The organism is Lelliottia jeotgali (assembly GCF_016771845.1).
GTDB classification, from domain to species: domain Bacteria; phylum Pseudomonadota; class Gammaproteobacteria; order Enterobacterales; family Enterobacteriaceae; genus Enterobacter; species Enterobacter jeotgali.
Window position 1 is genome coordinate 1 of sequence record NZ_JAENMQ010000011.1, and the last position, 16,741, is coordinate 16,741.

Sequence of the window (16,741 nt, forward strand, 5' to 3'; positions counted from 1 at the left end):
ACCACCGAATATTTGATATTCGAGAGGTTCCCCATACAAATCTTGAACTGTTCATTTTCCTATCATCTTGATAGTAATTGTATATTTTTTTATTCGAGAGCTTTGAGAGACAAAAGTGTTGGGGTAATTTGGGCTGACTTCAGAGGTGTTTTCCCCTACCTTATCGCCGGGATAGCTATCGGAAGTATAATTTATGGTTACCAGCCCACGACGTTACTTGATCGGTATGCAGGACCGGCAAATCCTTTTGCCATTCCTGTTGCGACAATTATTGGTGTGCCCCTTTATATCCGGGCTGAAGCGGTTATTACTCTGGCGGCTGCATTACTGGCCAAAGGGGTGGGGGCCGGAACGGTTCTTGCTCTTGGCATCGGCAGTGCAGGTGCCAGCCTGACGGAACTGATCCTGTTGCGCGCCCTTTTCAGGTTCAGGCTGCTGGCAGCATTCGTGCTGGTCATTATTTCGATGGCGATAATGGCAGGCTACACAGCTTATCTCTTTTTCTGAACAACCCGTAAATGCGCCCCTGGACATTACTGCTGTCAGATTTGAAGGATTGCTATATTTGAAGATTCCATTATTCTGGAAATACAGATTAAGGAGGTGTTATGGATATTGTGAAGGCGGCAGATGCACTGAAGGAGCTGGGTCATCCGACCCGGCTCGGCATCTTCAAGGAACTGGTTAAATTTGGATATACAGGCTTGCCTGTCGGGGAGTTACAAAAGCGTCTCGATATCCCGGCGTCGACGCTAAGCCATCACCTGTCTGCCTTGTTGTCTGTGGGGCTTATACGCCAGGAAAGGCAGGGGCGCACTCTGTACTGCCAGCCACAGTATGAACAACTGAGCCAGATTGTCGGATTTTTGCTGGATGAGTGTTGCATGGGCAGCGCAGCCAGTGTTTCAACAGTTACATCAACCCGTGAGTAAAACCAGCAATGAACAAATTGAATGACAGCCTGCCAAATATCATCCCTGACATTTTCAGCGTGCCGGATTTTACTGATAACCCAGTATCTGAAACTCCAGGGTATGCACCGCGTATTTTGATGTTGTATGGATCTGTACGTGAACGTTCTTACAGTCGCCTGGCTACGGAGGAAGGCGCACGCCTGCTCACCGCCATGGGGGCTGAAGTCCGTATTTTTTGTCCGTCAGGGCTTCCCCTGCCAGATGATGCTCCGGATACCCACCCGAAAGTTGCCGAGCTCCGTGAACTGGTGCGATGGTCGGAAGGGATGGTGTGGTGTTCCCCTGAACGTCATGGGGCAATGACCGGGATTATGAAAGCACAGATAGACTGGATCCCACTGAGCGAAGGAGCTGTACGTCCTTCCCAGGGGAAAACGCTGGCGGTGATGCAGGTCAGCGGTGGCTCTCAGTCCTTTAATGCGGTAAACCAGATGCGTATTCTTGGCCGCTGGATGCGAATGTTCACTATCCCGAATCAGTCATCAGTCGCCAAAGCCTGGCAGGAATTTGATGAAGAAGGCAGGATGAAGCCCTCAGCCTATTACGACAGGATCGTGGATGTGATGGAAGAGCTGATGAAGTTTACGTTGCTTACCCGGGTAAGAACGGCCTGCCTGGTTGACCGCTACAGTGAACGTAAGGAAAGTGCAGAGGCACTTTCCGATAGGGTAAACCAGCGCAGCATATAGCGCTTAAGGTTTACTGAAGATATCTGATTTCTTTCAGGGAGGGTGCTCCCCGAAATAATCTTTCCGGATGTAGAGAAGTGCTTCAGCCAGAGGGTATGTCCGGAAGCGTTGCATCACCAACACCAAGAGTGCGTTGCAGTATTACTGTATCAAGCCAGCGGCCGTGCTTAAAACCCACGGATTTGAATGTCCCCGTATGGCTGAAACTGGCGGAACGGTGCAGTGCAAGAGAGGCGATATTTTCACTGTTACCCACTACCGCGACAAGCTGGCGAAAACCATATTCCTCTGCCCATGACACTACACGTGACAATAACACCGTTCCGATCCCTCGCCCTTGTAATGCAGGGGCTATGTATATGGAATCTTCCAGAGTGAACCGGTATGCACATCTTTCACGGTAAAGTGAAAGGTAACAATAACCCAGAACCTTTCTATTCTCTATCGCGACAAACCACGGAAGTCCGGCAGCATGTATCTTTTTTGCCGGGCAGTCATTTCTGCGACATCGGGTGGCTCTGTTTCAAAAGTGGCTGTGCCATGCGATACATGCCAGGCGTATATCTGTTGAATCGCGGAGATATGTCTTTCATCTGCTTCCGTTATTTCCATCTATAACTCCCTGCAGGATAAGAGCAAAAGCCTACCTCATTGAAAACACTTCAGACATAGTGAAATACTTATCACCCCTATAAGTAAATATTTTATCCGGATAATCGTGTCATCCTTCATTCAACTGAGTTTACAATTATAGCGATTCTGTATGGTCTTCACTGGTTTTATAAAGTACCTGTATTTTGCATACCTGCGAAAGGCTGTAACCAGGGCTCCGTTTGGGAAACGAAAATTATTGTACGGTAAGCCTGTTTTTTAATCAGGTAGGAGCTGACGTGCAGCTTTGAGCGAGAAGCGGAAATTGGCGTTATATGCTTGGGGCGATCAAGAACATCATTGGAATGAAAGATGCCGCTTTCGCGGCATTGTGTTCTGATTTCAGGTAGGGCAATAGGGTGCTCTATTTGGGGAAGTTATAAACCCACTTTCATAATGGTATACGGAGATTCAGTGAAACCACATCGCCCATAAGCTCGAATCGCACGACTGTTATCTCCGTGGACATTTAAGCGAGGCTCCAGTGCCTTTTCTGATTTGGCTTCTTTTGTAAGATGTTTGATGAGCTCATCAGCTAATCCCATCCCACGAGGCTCCGGGGCGATATAAAAAATTTGAATCCACCAGTAGTCATTACCATAGAAATCACTCCATTCTTTTACGACAGAGGTATTGGCAATCACCGTTCTTGAAGAATCTTCCATGACCCAATATTTTGAACGTGGGTTTTCACTAAACGCTGACGAAACACCACGCTCTACAGCAACAAGATCAATCACTGAACCTTCTGATTCTTGTGCTGCCTGAATGGTGAATTCGATGATTGTATTGATATCGTCAGACGTAACTGGCCGAATAAAGTAGTTCATAAGTCTGGCTCTCATTTACGTTGCTGCTATACGAATCGCGCAATACACTACATCAAATCTTGTTCAAAGTCCGCTCCATACAGAAGGCGGACATTCTCTCGGCGCAGGAGGCCTGCTAAGAGCCTGAACGGGCATTTCCAACAGCGCAGGAGCACACGGTAATGGATATAAACTGGTCTTCGGTTGTCCCCACTCTGGTCGGTGGCATTCTGGCCATTAGTGGTGCGATTCTCGCTCAGATCTATATCAAGCATAAGGAGAAAGAGACCAAAAAAGAGCAGATGGATTCAGACAGACGGCTTTTGGGTGCGCTACTTAGCGTGCGTCTGGAAACCTGGATGTCCTCCTGCTCTGTTGCCGCAGCTGACCGGCATGATCCTGTAACGCAATATTACTACGACCAGCTGGAGTTAACGTCGGTTGGCCCCTTTGTTCTTGACGATATTAAGGGGAACTGGTTAACACTGAGCCCGAAACTGATAAAAGAGATCCATGAACTCCCGGTGAAGCTGGAGCAGACAAACGATGAAATTTATAAGTATGCAAAAGCCACCAGGGATTCGTCCAAGCAGAGGTGGGGCGACTTTTTAATCCTGCGGGCAGAATCATATCATCACCTGTCAGGTCAAATCAGTGTAGTTTGCTCTCAGCTATATAATGAAACGGGCATGGGAATATCATCGTTTTTTCCCGGTCATTCACCGAAAAACGCATCACCTGAAAAACGGCTCTACACGCAATGGCTACGTTGGTGGCTCCCAAGCGGTGCCTTTGGGGTGCTTATTATCGCTTTGCTGATTTATGTCCTCGACCCGGGGCTGGAATCCCGTATCAATCAGGGGCACTACTGGGCAGACTGCATGATTGCCCGCCATAACCTGGACGGTGGAATGTTTACGGAAAATCAGCATGTACTGAAGTGCGGTAACCGCTTATTGCATTTAAGCTATCGCATATAAGTTCTGGTATATGTCGTGCGTCGTCACGTTTTAGTTCTGGCGTCAGGGTATACCCTTATGCGAGAACCAATTTTGTTAAAAATACCGCACAAAATAATTTATAAGGAAACTATATGGCACGGAGGCAGATCCTTTCGCTGTCGGAAAGAGAATCATTACTGGCATTCCCAGACGATGAGTTAACGCTGACCAGAATGGCGTATTTCAGTGAACATGACCTGGCGCTTATTGGTGCTCATCGTAAACCCGCCAGCCGTTTTGGTTTTGTCGTCCTTCTTTGCTATCTGAAAAATGTTGGCTTTGCTCCGGATAAAAAAATTTCCCCCGCTGATGCGCTGCTTAAACATATAGCCAGCAGGCTAAAACTCACCGGGGATCTCTGGTCAACTTACCTTTCCGGCAGGGATACCTCCCGGCGTGAACATTTAACCGAACTGTACCGCTATCTTGGCGTAAAGGCGTTCACCGGCAAAATACAGCAGGACTGTGTTACATACCTGCTGCCGATGGCGACGCGCACCGATAAAGGTATTCTCCTGGCCGAAGAGTTGCTGGTCTGGCTCCGGCAGAACAACGTGATAATACCCGCGATTGAAGTTGTGGAGCGAACCTGTGCGGAGGCCATGGCAGGGGGCGATAAAATCGCATTTCAGACCCTGAATGCCCCGTTAACTCCGGCTCACAGGGATGCTCTGGATCGTTTACTTGAGTCATCAGATAATCAGTCTTCCAGGCTGACATGGCTTCTGCAACCGCCGGGTAAAATAAATGGTAAGAACGTGCTGCAACATCTTGATCGGCTCAGTAGCATTGAATCGCTGGCATTACCGGAAGGTATAGATCGTAGCATTCACCAGAACCGGTTACTGAAACTGGCGCGGGAAGGCAGAAAGATGAGCAGTCGGGATTTGACTCGGTTTTCAGCAGCCCGGCATCATGCGATCCTGGTGCGCTTGCTGGAAGAAGCCAGAGCCACACTGACAGACGAAGTGATTGAACTGCATGAACGCCTGCTGAACAGTCTTTTCAGCAAAGCCAAAAGAACACAGGCTTAGCGCCTTCAGCAGACCGGCAAGCTGATCCAGTCCAAACTGAGGCAGTACATCGATGTCGGTCAGGCGCTGTCTGATGCCCGTGATTCCGGTGGCGATCCATGGCTCGCAATAGAAAACATACTTCCATGGCCTGAATTTGTCGCCAGTCTGGAGGAAACACGCCATCTCGCCAGAAAAAATAATTTTGACCCGCTGCATATTATTACTGAGAAATACAACACATTACGGAAATATGCCCCTCGCATGTTGTCCGCTTTACAGTTAGTCGCAACCCCGGCAGCGCAACCTCTGGCTGATGCGCTGGTTGTGATCAAGGATATGTACCGGAAGCAGTCACGTAAAGTTCCGGCGACAGCGCCGCTTGAGTTTGTCCCTGAAAGCTGGCGCAGGGTGGTTATTACACCTTCGGGTGTTGACCAGCAGTATTATGAATTTTGTGCGCTCAGCGAGCTTAAGGGGGCGTTGCGCTCCCGGGATATCTGGGTTAAAGGCTAACGCCACTACAAAAATTTTGATGATTACCTCATACCAGAAAAGGACTTTGACAAACTCACACCGGCGCTGCCACTGCCCGTATCTGCTGATTATCATGAGTACATTACCAGCCGTATGACCCTGCTTCAGTCCAGACTTGAAGAAGTCAATGCCATGGCTGCCCTTGGTGAACTGCATGATGTGGAAATTTCCGACAGGGGAGTAAAAGTCTCTCCGCTGGATAACTGCGTTCCGGTGCAGGTGTAACCGCTGGCGGAGCTGGTTTACAGCATGCTACCGCGCCCAAAAATTACGGAAATTCTCGATGAGGTTAACAGCTGGACGACGTTTACCCGACATTTTCCGCATATAAAAAATGACATTACCCGTCCCGATACCCGCCTGCTCCTCACCACCATTCTTGCGGATGGCATCAATCTTGGCCTGACCAAAATGGCTGAAGCCTGCCCCGGGATCACCAAATCCTCGCTCGAAGATATTCAGGCATGTTACGTCCGTGACGAAACCTATTCAGCCGCCCTTGCAGAATTGGTGAACGCGCAGGGAAAACGGCCGTTAGCGGCATTTTGGGGAGACGGGACAACCTCATCATCAGATGGACAGAATTTCAGAACAGGCAGCGCAGGCCGCTACGCAGGTCAAGTTAACCCGAAATACGGGCAGGAGCCCGGACGTCAGTTTTATACCCATATTTCGGATCAATACAGCCCATTTTACACCTGCATAATCAGTCGGGTCAGGGATTCAACACATGTGCTCGATGGCTTGCTGTACTACGAAAACGACCTGGAAATTAGGGAGCATTACACTGATACAGCGGGTTTCACCGATCATGTCTTTGCCCTGATACATCTGCTGGGATTTGCGTTCTATCCACGAATTAGGGATCTTCACGACAAGAAGCTGTTTATCAAAGGGAAAGCGGACCAATACCCGGCGCTTCAGTCACTGATATCAACAACCAGCCTGAATCTGAAAGAAATTGAAATTCACTGGCGTGAAGTGCTGCGCCTGGCGACCTCAATAAAGCAGGGAACCGTTCCTGCATCCCTGATGCTGAAAAAGCTTGCCAGCTACCCCAAGCAAAACGGACTTGCCAAAGCACTGAGAGAAATTGGCCGTATTGAACGAACTCTGTTTATGCTCGACTGGTTCCGCGATCCGGCACTTCGTCGGCGGGTACAGGCTGGACTGAATAAAGGAGAAGCCCGTAACGCGCTGGCGCGTGCAGTATTCCTGCACCGGCTGGGTGAAATAAGGGACCGAAAACCGGAAAATCAGAGCTACCGCGCCAGTGGACTGACGCAGCTGACGGCAGCTATCTCGCTGTGGAATACCGTCTATATGGAAAGAGCGGTCGAGGCCTTGAAGCGTAAGGTGATGAAGATCAACGAGCAACTGCTGTCGCATTTGTCCCCGCTAGGCTGGGAACACATCAATCTGACAGGCGATTATATCTGGAAGAGTAACCGGATACCGGCTTCCGGTAAGTTTCGTCGGCTGAGGCCAGATAAAGTAGAAAGGTCAAAAAACAACCTTAACGTACAATAATTTTCGATATCTAAACTGACCCCAGAAAGTAACGATCAGATCGCAGAGTAATTAGTAAAGCCTTTACTAATTACCAAAAAGCGACTCAATACGTGACAATGTCACCAAATCAACATTGATTTTTGTCTTCTTTTTACACTATGAGATTTAATTCGATGTAAATCTCATTCATTGACGTATGCTTACATATAACTTATTGAAAAACATCAATATCTCATACCCCTCCATTTCCCCCCGTCCGGACTCTTTGATTTGTGCCGGGATGTGTTAGATTTATGGTTAATAGTAAATAGTGAGGCAGTAACCAAAGGAGCGTTTGAGTGAAATCTATAATCCTGACACGCATAGTTTGTGCTGAAATTTAAATTTCTCGGGGATGGTTACAGTAGCTGCATTCCGCCGCTAAAAGTCTTGCCCCATGCAACGCAGCGGCCGGTTACGTATCCGGGAGAAGCAGGACGGAATGGCATTCGTCCCGTTCCTGAAAAATAAGAGGGTGATAAGTGATGGCTGAACAACTACTGAAGATACATTCGCGGGCCGAGCAGCTGGCAGCAATACGCGATACGGCAATGCAGAAATTTGAAGAGGGCATGCGGCTAATTGCAGAAGCGTCAACAATGGCCGGGGTCTGCCTCTTTAGCAGCGACATCATGAAGCCTAACGCTTTTGGCCTGCCGCAGTCTCTGAACGGGTCTATCGAGAGCGGCCGTAAATCGTTGGACAGAGTGACGTGGAATAAGCTGTTTAGTGAAACGGGGCTCGACCGGTGCTGGAACCACAAACAGCGCGAAGCGTTCAGCGTGTCACTTCGCACCGATCCCCCAATTGCCTCCATTTCGGTTATCCGTGCCACTCTGCGTGCAGCAGTTGCAAACCGACCACAGACCCTTGCTGATGGCTTTGTTGGCCTGTTGACCGAGCTGGACCGGGGGTTTATCCGTAATCGGCAGAAAACAACCATGCCATCACGTTTTGTTCTTCGCGGTGTATTCCAGCACACTGATCCGCTAACGCATAACGGGTATAATCCCGACAATCTTGTTTATATTCGGGACTTTGAGAATATCGTGTGCATCTGCACCGGGGTCAGTACGCCTGCCAATTGCGCCGATATGTCCGCTAGACTGACCACTCTGAGAACACAAGAAACTGCCGGTACGCTGGTTAACTCCCAAGGCTGGCGCTGCAAGCTGTTTCAGAACGGCAACGTGCATATCCACATTGATTCCCCATCATTGCTGAATGCCCTTAACGATCTCATCATCCTCTACTTTGCCGGTCAACTCCCGGCCGGAGAATCCGCATGACCTCAGAATTAGATCAGTCTCTTCCTCAGGAGCGTGACGCCGTAGGAAACAAAGTAAAGCAGCCTCGGAACACCGCCACTGGCATGCTTACCTACTTCAGTGCTATCGAGCGCCTTTGTGAAGAGAAAAGTATTTCGCCCGAGAACGTGGACCAGTTCTTTCGGGTACATTGGTTGAGAGATTCCGTCGGCGGTTCTTTCAAACGGGCCCAGGAAATGTTCCTGAAATATATCGAATACGTTGAAACGGTCCCAGAAGAAGCCCGCCAGCTGGCGATACCTAAAGGGATCACTACGGCGGTAGATGACCTGATGTCACTGATCACCTGGTATTACCGAATGAGCTATGAGGACATTCAAAGTGATAAAGTGAAAGAGCTGGTCTCCCACATCCAGGCGTTGCAAACAGACATTGGAAACCACGAAACCCGGCACCGTGAGCATGAAGAAGAGATCGTTCACCAGAAAAGCATCAATCGGCAGCTTTTTGAAAAACTGGAAAAATGCACTCTGTCGCTAAGTGACACCACTTTAAAATATGAGCAATCCCGGGATGAGAATCTCGCACTTGAGCAACAGAGAAACAAAATACAGTCCGAAGCAGATCGGCTTCAGCTGTCGTGTGACAATCTGACCAGTCAGCTGTCAGAACGTCGACATGATCTGGCCAGTCAGCAGGACTACCTCAAACAGCTGGTCAGCGAATCCCGCACCCAACAGGGTGAGATCAGCAGTCTTCGCAGTGAACGGAATACCCTGAAATCAACGGTAGTTGAGTTAAGCAACAAGTTAGAGACTGCGGCCACAGCGATGGCCACACTTAAAACTGAACATGCACGGGAGCTCGATGCAGCCCTCAAAAGTCATGCCCGGGCTGAAAGCCAGCTACGTGAGCTTGGTGAGCAATGTGAAACGGCAACTTCTGAGCTCGAAACGCTGAAAGGACATTACAGGGAGGCCCGAGTACAGAACGAAACCCTGTCGGGTCAGTTAAATGAGAAATCCGAGATTAATAAGGGTCTTGTCGAGGGCATGCTGACACTGAAAGAAGAGTTGTTCACTGCCAGTTCGCTGCTGACAGCAGAGAAAGCCATTTCGGCCAATCTGAAAGAGACTGTTGCCATGCTTTCCGGCGCTGCCACACCACGAGCTGTTAAGCCGGTAAAGAACGTAAAAGCGGGCAGCAAGAAGAGCGATAAGCCCTAAACCTGCAAACTCATCGCGATTTCCGCAAGAATAATGTCGTCACTGTTGAGTTTGGGGATAGGTCGAGGCTATACGCAATCAATGATGGTGGAAGCTGCCAGCTTTACCGATTTCTGATGAGTACTCATGAGGAGGCAAAATCCTGGATTTTCGATACAAACAGAGTTGTGCCTGCTGACCCAGAAAGTGCAGAGTACACTGAAGAAGCTGTCGTTATTGATCCTGATGAGCCATGGGCATTTTCATCCAGAGCGTCCAGGGAATGTATGTGGATAACCGGCCCCAGGAATAGCGATGAAGCATTAGCTGAAGCTGGCTGGGATTCCGGCGACATTTATGGCGCCTGACCATTAAAGCGATATTTCACATCCTGGTCTGTGTACGCTTCCAACCCTCACGGGAGATAGTAATTTGCCGGACATAATTGACGCCATCTATGAGTGGCGACGCTCAGGAAATAATTATTTAAGGTTAGCGGACGGCACATGGTATTGCCACTTTGTTCGCGAAGGTGTCGATGACTATCCTTATCGCTCCAGCCACTGGGTTGTGCGTATTGCAGGCGCGAAAGTAACTAGGGTATGCGAAGCCCATTACCAGCAGCGCTTGAAGCTTTTACCCAGCCTTCGAGTACACTGGCAACCAGTCGCCACTAAACTTGGTCGAGAATTTACCGATGCTGAGCTACTGAGACTGGATGAAGTACCAGACTTTCATGGATCTCATCAGTATGGATTTTTAACCTGACGATGAACGCCAAACGACAAAGTCAAACACAGAGAATGGCTACACACTTGGGCGAAAAAGTGCATTGGGAGGAAGAATTCTAAAGTGCATTGGGAGGAAGAATTCTGACATGCCGACTTAATAATCAGTGCGCATATTAAATTTAACACCCTTTAAAATCAATCGCTTATGCGCATAATGCTCGTTATGTTGAATCGGTGGGAAGTAGTCGAATTCTTCGTATATTGTCCAGGTTTGCGATAAACTAGCCATAACCCTGCTCTCTTCTGGAACTGCCCATGACTGACACTGATCTCCCGCAAGGCTTTAAAAAATGTAAATCCTGCCTCCAGGTAAAACCGTTTCCGGACTTTGGCAAAGAACTGAAAGGCAAGTTTGGCCTGAAGAGTAAATGCCGTTCCTGCATCAGCGACAAAAACAAAACCTACGGCGCTGGCCCGGGAGCTGACATTAAGAAGCATAATAATCAGGAATATCAGGCTCAACACGCTGCCGAACTGGCTAAGAAAAAACGGGTTAAGCGAGCCATGGAAAAATATGGCGAGAATTATGAGACTTACACTGCATCCATTGATGCTATGAAAGATCTGGAATAAGATTCCAGATCTTTCTGAGGCCTTTAGATAAAATACGTCAGGTGTATTAGCTCAGATTTGTCCTGACACACTTATGGTACAGATCTAAACCTAATCTGACAGGCAGCTCTGTGCCAGGTATAGTCATTCGAACCCTGAGGGTTACACTTTTAAGTGATTCAGGGTATGCGCTTACTGGTTACGAATATTGTGCCAGAATCATGTGATTTGATGATTGCCGCTTTGCTTTCGAGCCAGTAAGTGCTCCACGTTCGCTAACGAATACTCAGGGCATGCAGATAAACTGCTGACTATATTTCTTTCGAAGGGCGTGGAATGCATACCAATCCTCGGTTAAAAGGAGTTGGTGATGACTGCTATAGATCAGTTTGCTGCTCATGTTGGTCTGGACTGGGCGGATAAAAAGCACGATGTCTGCGTTCAGTTTAAAAACGGTGAGCGCACATTCCATGTGATTAACCATACGCCGGAATCGCTTGATACCTGGCTCAATGAGCTGCATCAGAAGGTCAAAGGCAGGATCGCTATCGCCCTTGAACTGAAGAAAGGCCCGGTCGTGTATGCTCTCCAGAAGTACCCATTTGTTACTGTCTTTCCTGTACACGCGTTATCATTGGCCCGCTATCGGCAGACCTTCTCGCCAAGTGGTGCGAAGGACGATCCGCAGGATGCCGAGCTGGCGTTAGATCTGATGCTTCGCTATCCCCAAAAGATAAAACCCATCGAACCCGACAATGCTGATATCCGTTTACTTCTACAACTAGTCGAGCAGCGCAGACTGCTGGTAGAAGACAAACGCCGCTTTGTTAATCGGCTCATTAACACGCTTAAGCAGTATTATCCTCAACCCCTGGAATGGTTCTCGCATCGGGACAGTGCATTGTTCTGTGAGCTCATAATCCGCTGGCCAAGCCTGCAACAGCTCAAGCGTGCCAGGAGTGATACCGTTCGTCATTTTATGAACGCAAGAGGTGGTCCCGCTGTAGCGTATACAGAACAGCGGGTTACAAGCATTGCGAACGCTATTCCCCTGACCACTGATAAAAGTGTCATCGAGGCGAACGCGCTAATGGCAACAGCTCTTGCATCGCAAATCAAACTTGTAGGTGAACTTATCAGAACCTACGACGAACGAATCGAATCGCTATTCGATACGCTGCCGGATGCAGAACTGTTCAAATCACTACCGGGCATGGGGCCCTGTATGGCCCCACGTATGCTTGCCGCACTGGGTGATAACCGCGACCGATTCAACAGCGCTGAGGAAATTCAAAACTACACAGGTATTGCACCGGTGACAGAACGAAGTGGCCAGAAATCCTGGGTTCACTGGCGATGGCAGTGTGCCAAGTTCGTCAGGCAAACCTTTGTCGAATGGGCTGCCAAGACGGTTAACTCATCATACTGGGCCAAGCTGTATTATCAGGGGCTGCGAGAAAAAGGAAAATCTCATCAATCTGCTATCCGGGCTCTGGCATTCAAATGGATAAGGATAATTTACCGCTGCTGGAAGACCAGAACCCGTTATGACGAAGCGAAATATTTGCTGGCACTGGAAGCGCGAAAATCCCCCTTATTGATGCCGTAAAAAGCTTGTCGAATGTCTCAGGGCGTGAAGCGGACGTTGTGACCTGCCCCCAGGATTAGATACAAGGCTCAGTTAGTAATGTCGGATCCTTCACTCTCAGAATTACCCTTTCTCAAGCTCGCTGCAAATTCAGACGGCGTCTGATAATTCAGCGTGGAGTGCGGGCGACATTCGTTATAATCCTGACGCCATTCGCTGATGGTTTTCCTGGCATGATTGACGTCGCTGAACCAGTGTTCATTCAGGCATTCATCGCGAAAGCGTCCGTTAAAACTCTCAATAAATCCGTTCTGCGTCGGCTTGCCGGGCTGGATAAGTCGCAGCAGCTCCACTCCATGCTCAAAGGCCCACTGATCGAGCGCTCGGCAGGTAAACTCCGGGCCCTGATCGGTTCTTATCGTAGCCGGATAGCCGCGAAACAGCGCAATGCTGTCCAGAATACGCGTGACCTGCACGCCTGAAATCCCGAAGGCAACAGTGACCGTCAGGCATTCCTTTGTGAAGTCATCGACGCAGGTAAGGCACTTGATCCTGCGACCAGTAGCCAGCGCATCCATGACGAAATCCATCGACCAGGTCATGTTGGGCGCCGCCGGGCGGAGCAGCGGCAGACGTTCTGTTGCAAGCCCTTTACGACGACGTCTGCGTTTAACGCCCAGCCCGTTCAGATGATAAAGGCGGTACACGCGCTTGTGATTAACCAGAAGCCCTTCACGGCGCAGTAACTGCCATATGCGGCGGTAGCCAAAACGCCTGCGCTCCAGTGCCAGTTCAGTAATGCGCCCTGATAAATGGGCATCAGCCGCCGGACGCTGAGCGTCATAGCGGCAGGTCGACAGGGACAAACCTGTGAGTCTGCAGGCACGACGTTGCGACAGACCGGTCGCATCACACATCAACACCACGACTTCGCGCTTCTGGTCTGTCGTCAGTACTTTCGCCCAAGAGCCACCTGAAGCGCCTCCTTATCCAGCATGGCCTCGGCGAGCAGCTTCTTGAGTCTGGCGTTCTCTTCCTCAAGCGACTTCAGGCGCTTAACCTCAGGCACCTCCATGCCGCCATACTTCTTACGCCAGGTATAAAACGTGGCGTCGGAAATGGCGTGCTTACGGCAGAGTTCACGGGCAGAAACTCCGGCTTCAGCCTCGCGGAGAATACTGATGATCTGTTCGTCGGAAAAACGCTTCTTCATGGGGATGTCCTCATGTGGCTTATGAAGACATTACTAACATCGCGGTGTATTAATCAACGGGGAGCAGGTCAAACTCACTATAATAATGAGCGAACCCATCAGGGAAAAATGTGCTGTAGGCGGACGCCAATGGATACATTACTTGATGGAAAACGCATCTGGGCTGATAAAAATTTAAGCCAGATGTAATCTGACAGACACCTGTATAAATAACCGGTAACTGTCAGATCAGGTCTGAGCTAATACATATCAAATAACGGGAAGTGGACATCATGAATATGCTACATATGCTTGATCGTAATACTCCGTCATTCATCTCTGCTCACTATCACGAAACCTTTTCTTTTTTGCCTCCTGCATCGCCTGATGCCTTCTTCGTCTGGACACCTCATTGGCACCAAATATAATAACAAAAGCAATTAATGCAATAACAATAAATAAAATAATCATTTGCCGTCCTTTTTCAGTTTTTTATCAATCTCACCCTCTTCCTTTTCAAGCGATTTTTTACGACGTTTTTCAAGATGGTCCGAAGCCTTTTTCCCTGCAAAAGCTGATGAAATAGCAGTCACTAATAACCCAACAGCGGCCAGGATGTTTTTACTTTGTGACAAGACCATATTCCTCGTTCAGAAATCTGTAGAAACCTTTATCTATATTGCCGTTATCGAAAGGTTCCCGGCCATAGACATCGATTAAAGTATTACGCAGTTTTTGTATCTGCGACTTTAAATCATCCACCGGCATTTCGCCAGAAGCGTACTCATACCTAAGCAGTTCAAGCGAGACAATCGTTTCGAGTTGGGCGGCATCAGCACCATTAAGATCTTTGCTTTGCCGCAAACGCTCAGCTGCTGCTGTTACTACAGCAGGCTCGCAAAAATCATCGGAGTCTTCAAAATGATAAAAGTTTTTTGTATTAGTGGCATGGTTTACTAAACGCATACAGTTTTTACCCAATAGTCAAAATTTGATTCGCTGTCATTAAGTACGGCAATAGATTTCTCGTAATGAGTCATGACCTGACGATGCTGTTTATGGACTATCAACACCGAGCGGGCACTGTTCCAGAGGAACGGACCGGCAATAAGGTAGTTCAGCTTTCCGGTTCGTCCAAGAGTTCCTGTTACCAGCAGAAGCATCTGTATAATAAGAGCAGTGCCATAAGCTATCACCGCAAGTTGCGTCTTATGTAGCTCTTTTTCATCTTCCGGAGTATCCAGTCCCCTATGGGCAAAAGCGCCATAAGAGAGTAAAAGCAACTTCATAACAATGTAGCTGGATGCATCAGCTGCGTTTATAGTTCCGTACTCATCTCCCAGAGCTTCCATCAAAGGGTTAGAAGCCGCATAGCCTGATGATTTGGTGGGGTCCTCTTTCCATTCTGTAAAAAAAGAAGAAAAGGGTAAAGGTAACCCTTTCGTTGTGGGTAAATCGGAAAGATAGTGGGTCAGAATATGCAGGATTGCTTTAAGATGCAGGCCGAGTCCCGTGCTCCCGGGAAAGTTACTTTCGAGGTATTTTAGTACCAGCGAATATACAGTTTGCCCACCGACATCTTGCCCTCCATACGTATAACCGTCTGGCAGTTTCTGATTGAGATTAAAGTCGTGCCCAAAGATAGATCGATGGTTAGCACCTGCCCGGTAGTCTAAGGGACTGGCACCTGCACCCTTAGGCTTAAAATACTCATGCAGCTTTACGAACTTTTCTTCCAGTGCATCGGCATAGTGATTTGTCATATGCGCAGCGCCAACCCCCATGATCCCAATGCAGACTGCCACAACAATATCATTGGAATTGAGTGCACGATAATCCGTCGATATCTCCAGGTCGGAAAGCATCGTCTCGAAGTCTACCGTATCGACTGCCATTTTGGCCCGGTCATCCAGAGACAAGTGAGCGGTGGTCGGATCAACTACAATTTCACCCGTATGCCGCTTCACCAGATAGTCCAGGTTGGTCGCTCTTTGATCCCAGTATGCATCTTCCGGTTCTGCTATGAAAACCGATTTAATTTTGTGCCATCTATTCGCCATTACGTCCTCATGCGTTTTTTTAAGCGGAGCTTTGTTCAAGGCTGGCTGTCCGTCAGCATGACGGAATAGTGGATCCCATGTGGCAGACTGATTGATAAAGGCTTATTGAGCGTCAGCGGGATGGCCTGTGGTGCAAGTGGTATTGTCCTGACAATGCCTCCTACCAAGAGGGCATTCACATATTGCTCGTGATCATAGTAATTTATCTCACCACTGATCTCGGCCGTACTGTTTCCTTTATCTGCGTAGAAATCGATATAGATCGTCGCTGCTGCAAATTTTCTGTCCAGATCAGAGGTGAATACTTTTCCAGGCAACGGGCGGAGTGCGTACAGTAGCAAATTACGGGTATTGTCTTTTTTCAGAAGGCTGTCCGCGGTTACAGTTACTGTTGTTGGCCCTGAAACTGGTGATTGCATTTCCGTTCTCAGGTAATGCGTTCTGTTTTCTGAGGGCATAGAACTGCATCCCATCAGCGCAAGACATAAAACAGCAATTCCTGTCATTCTGTTCAATTCAAGTATCCTTCTTTCATTATCATCGAATGATAGTCATTCTGTCAGTATCGGCATGGTTCGCAAATAGTTGATACTAATATGCTCAGAGGGTATGAAAGGCGATACATATCCGGCCCATGAGGTGAATGTTGTTAGTAACCTCTGCTTTGGTTGGTATCCTTTCAGCTGGTTACTCCGCTCCATGTCCATTGATGATCACGTGCAACTTCCGCTCCTCGCTCACAGCGGACCTTCAGCTCAGTTAGCTTGTCCGCTCCCTGCCAGAAGCGGACAATGAGTAAAAGTTCCCCCTCAGTTAATGCTTTTTAAAGAGGGAAAAATTCAATATTTAACCCATCCTAT

At 48.5% G+C, this 16,741-nt stretch carries 16 protein-coding genes and 3 pseudogenes; 11 read left to right on the plus strand and 8 right to left on the minus strand.

The genetic code is table 11. The features are described from left to right. The 3 genes from JBO43_RS17605 to arsH form a co-directional block, all read left to right on the plus strand. The coding region (locus JBO43_RS17605) for a permease (RefSeq protein WP_202668831.1) at positions 1-507 on the plus strand (507 nt) is incomplete at its 5' end. A gap of 101 nt (positions 508-608) precedes the next feature. Continuing rightward, complete coding sequence (locus JBO43_RS17610) at positions 609-932, plus strand: ArsR/SmtB family transcription factor (protein ID WP_032951265.1); 324 nt, start codon at positions 609-611, stop codon at positions 930-932. An 8-nt stretch (positions 933-940) separates the two neighbouring features. Further along, positions 941-1,663: an arsenical resistance protein ArsH gene (gene arsH / locus JBO43_RS17615; protein WP_202668830.1), complete on the plus strand. Its 723-nt coding sequence runs from the start codon at positions 941-943 to the stop codon at positions 1,661-1,663. Between the two features lie 82 nt (positions 1,664-1,745). On the opposite strand, the pseudogene JBO43_RS17620 reads toward arsH, so the two are convergent. After that, positions 1,746-2,275: pseudogene (locus JBO43_RS17620) on the minus strand (N-acetyltransferase family protein). 416 nt (positions 2,276-2,691) lie between these two features. After that, the gene (locus tag JBO43_RS17625) at positions 2,692-3,144 is read right to left on the minus strand and encodes a GNAT family N-acetyltransferase (RefSeq protein WP_202668829.1); all 453 of its coding nucleotides are present in this window, start codon (positions 3,142-3,144) and stop codon (positions 2,692-2,694) included. A gap of 161 nt (positions 3,145-3,305) precedes the next feature. Between JBO43_RS17625 and JBO43_RS17630 the strand changes: the two genes are divergently transcribed. The 7 genes and pseudogenes from JBO43_RS17630 to JBO43_RS17660 all read left to right on the plus strand — a co-directional run bounded on the left by JBO43_RS17630 (position 3,306) and on the right by JBO43_RS17660 (position 12,650). Continuing rightward, positions 3,306-4,103 carry a hypothetical protein gene (locus JBO43_RS17630; RefSeq protein ID WP_202668828.1) on the plus strand — a complete coding sequence of 266 codons (798 nt, stop codon included), beginning with the start codon at positions 3,306-3,308 and terminating at the stop codon, positions 4,101-4,103. A 113-nt stretch (positions 4,104-4,216) separates the two neighbouring features. Further along, a pseudogene (locus JBO43_RS17635) lies at positions 4,217-7,194 on the plus strand (Tn3 family transposase). Between the two features lie 516 nt (positions 7,195-7,710). Then, positions 7,711-8,514 carry a DUF4942 domain-containing protein gene (locus tag JBO43_RS17640; RefSeq protein WP_202668827.1) on the plus strand — a complete coding sequence of 268 codons (804 nt, stop codon included), beginning with the start codon at positions 7,711-7,713 and terminating at the stop codon, positions 8,512-8,514. Continuing rightward, positions 8,511-9,719 (plus strand): coiled-coil domain-containing protein, encoded by a 1,209-nt coding sequence (locus tag JBO43_RS17645; RefSeq protein WP_202668826.1) that lies wholly within the window; start codon positions 8,511-8,513, stop codon positions 9,717-9,719. The genes JBO43_RS17640 and JBO43_RS17645 overlap by 4 nt, the downstream gene beginning before the upstream one ends. A 116-nt stretch (positions 9,720-9,835) precedes the next feature. Beyond that, positions 9,836-10,066 (plus strand): hypothetical protein, encoded by a 231-nt coding sequence (locus JBO43_RS17650; protein ID WP_237730099.1) that lies wholly within the window; start codon positions 9,836-9,838, stop codon positions 10,064-10,066. Positions 10,067-10,744: 678 nt separating this feature from the next. After that, positions 10,745-11,062, plus strand: coding sequence for a hypothetical protein (locus JBO43_RS17655; RefSeq protein ID WP_202668825.1), 318 nt, complete (start codon positions 10,745-10,747; stop codon positions 11,060-11,062). A gap of 349 nt (positions 11,063-11,411) precedes the next feature. Next, complete coding sequence (locus JBO43_RS17660) at positions 11,412-12,650, plus strand: IS110 family RNA-guided transposase (RefSeq protein ID WP_202666323.1); 1,239 nt, start codon at positions 11,412-11,414, stop codon at positions 12,648-12,650. A gap of 68 nt (positions 12,651-12,718) precedes the next feature. On the opposite strand, the gene JBO43_RS17665 is transcribed toward JBO43_RS17660, so the two are convergent. Then, positions 12,719-13,842, minus strand: a protein-coding gene (locus JBO43_RS17665; protein WP_202668824.1) for an IS3 family transposase whose coding sequence is annotated in 2 segments (ribosomal slippage) — positions 12,719-13,584 and positions 13,584-13,842 — 1,125 coding nt in all. Because the reading frame shifts where the segments join, the coding sequence is not laid out codon by codon here. Between the two features lie 75 nt (positions 13,843-13,917). On the opposite strand from JBO43_RS17665, the pseudogene JBO43_RS17670 reads away from it, so the two are divergent. After that, positions 13,918-14,031, plus strand: a pseudogene (locus JBO43_RS17670) (IS481 family transposase); the annotation flags it as partial. A 123-nt stretch (positions 14,032-14,154) separates the two neighbouring features. On the opposite strand, the gene JBO43_RS17675 reads toward JBO43_RS17670, so the two are convergent. From JBO43_RS17675 to JBO43_RS17695, 5 genes are read right to left on the minus strand one after another with little or no spacing between them, the layout of a single operon-like run. After that, the gene (locus tag JBO43_RS17675) at positions 14,155-14,292 is read right to left on the minus strand and encodes a hypothetical protein (protein ID WP_202668844.1); all 138 of its coding nucleotides are present in this window, start codon (positions 14,290-14,292) and stop codon (positions 14,155-14,157) included. After that, positions 14,289-14,456, minus strand: coding sequence for a hypothetical protein (locus tag JBO43_RS17680; protein WP_202668843.1), 168 nt, complete (start codon positions 14,454-14,456; stop codon positions 14,289-14,291). The genes JBO43_RS17675 and JBO43_RS17680 overlap by 4 nt, the downstream gene beginning before the upstream one ends. Then, complete coding sequence (locus JBO43_RS17685; protein ID WP_202668842.1) at positions 14,443-14,787, minus strand: hypothetical protein; 345 nt, start codon at positions 14,785-14,787, stop codon at positions 14,443-14,445. Before JBO43_RS17685 ends, JBO43_RS17680 begins: the two co-directional genes overlap by 14 nt. After that, positions 14,778-15,881 carry a hypothetical protein gene (locus JBO43_RS17690; protein ID WP_202668841.1) on the minus strand — a complete coding sequence of 368 codons (1,104 nt, stop codon included), beginning with the start codon at positions 15,879-15,881 and terminating at the stop codon, positions 14,778-14,780. Before JBO43_RS17690 ends, JBO43_RS17685 begins: the two co-directional genes overlap by 10 nt. A 35-nt stretch (positions 15,882-15,916) precedes the next feature. After that, complete coding sequence (locus tag JBO43_RS17695; protein WP_202668840.1) at positions 15,917-16,396, minus strand: hypothetical protein; 480 nt, start codon at positions 16,394-16,396, stop codon at positions 15,917-15,919. Positions 16,397-16,741: the final 345 nt, after the last annotated feature.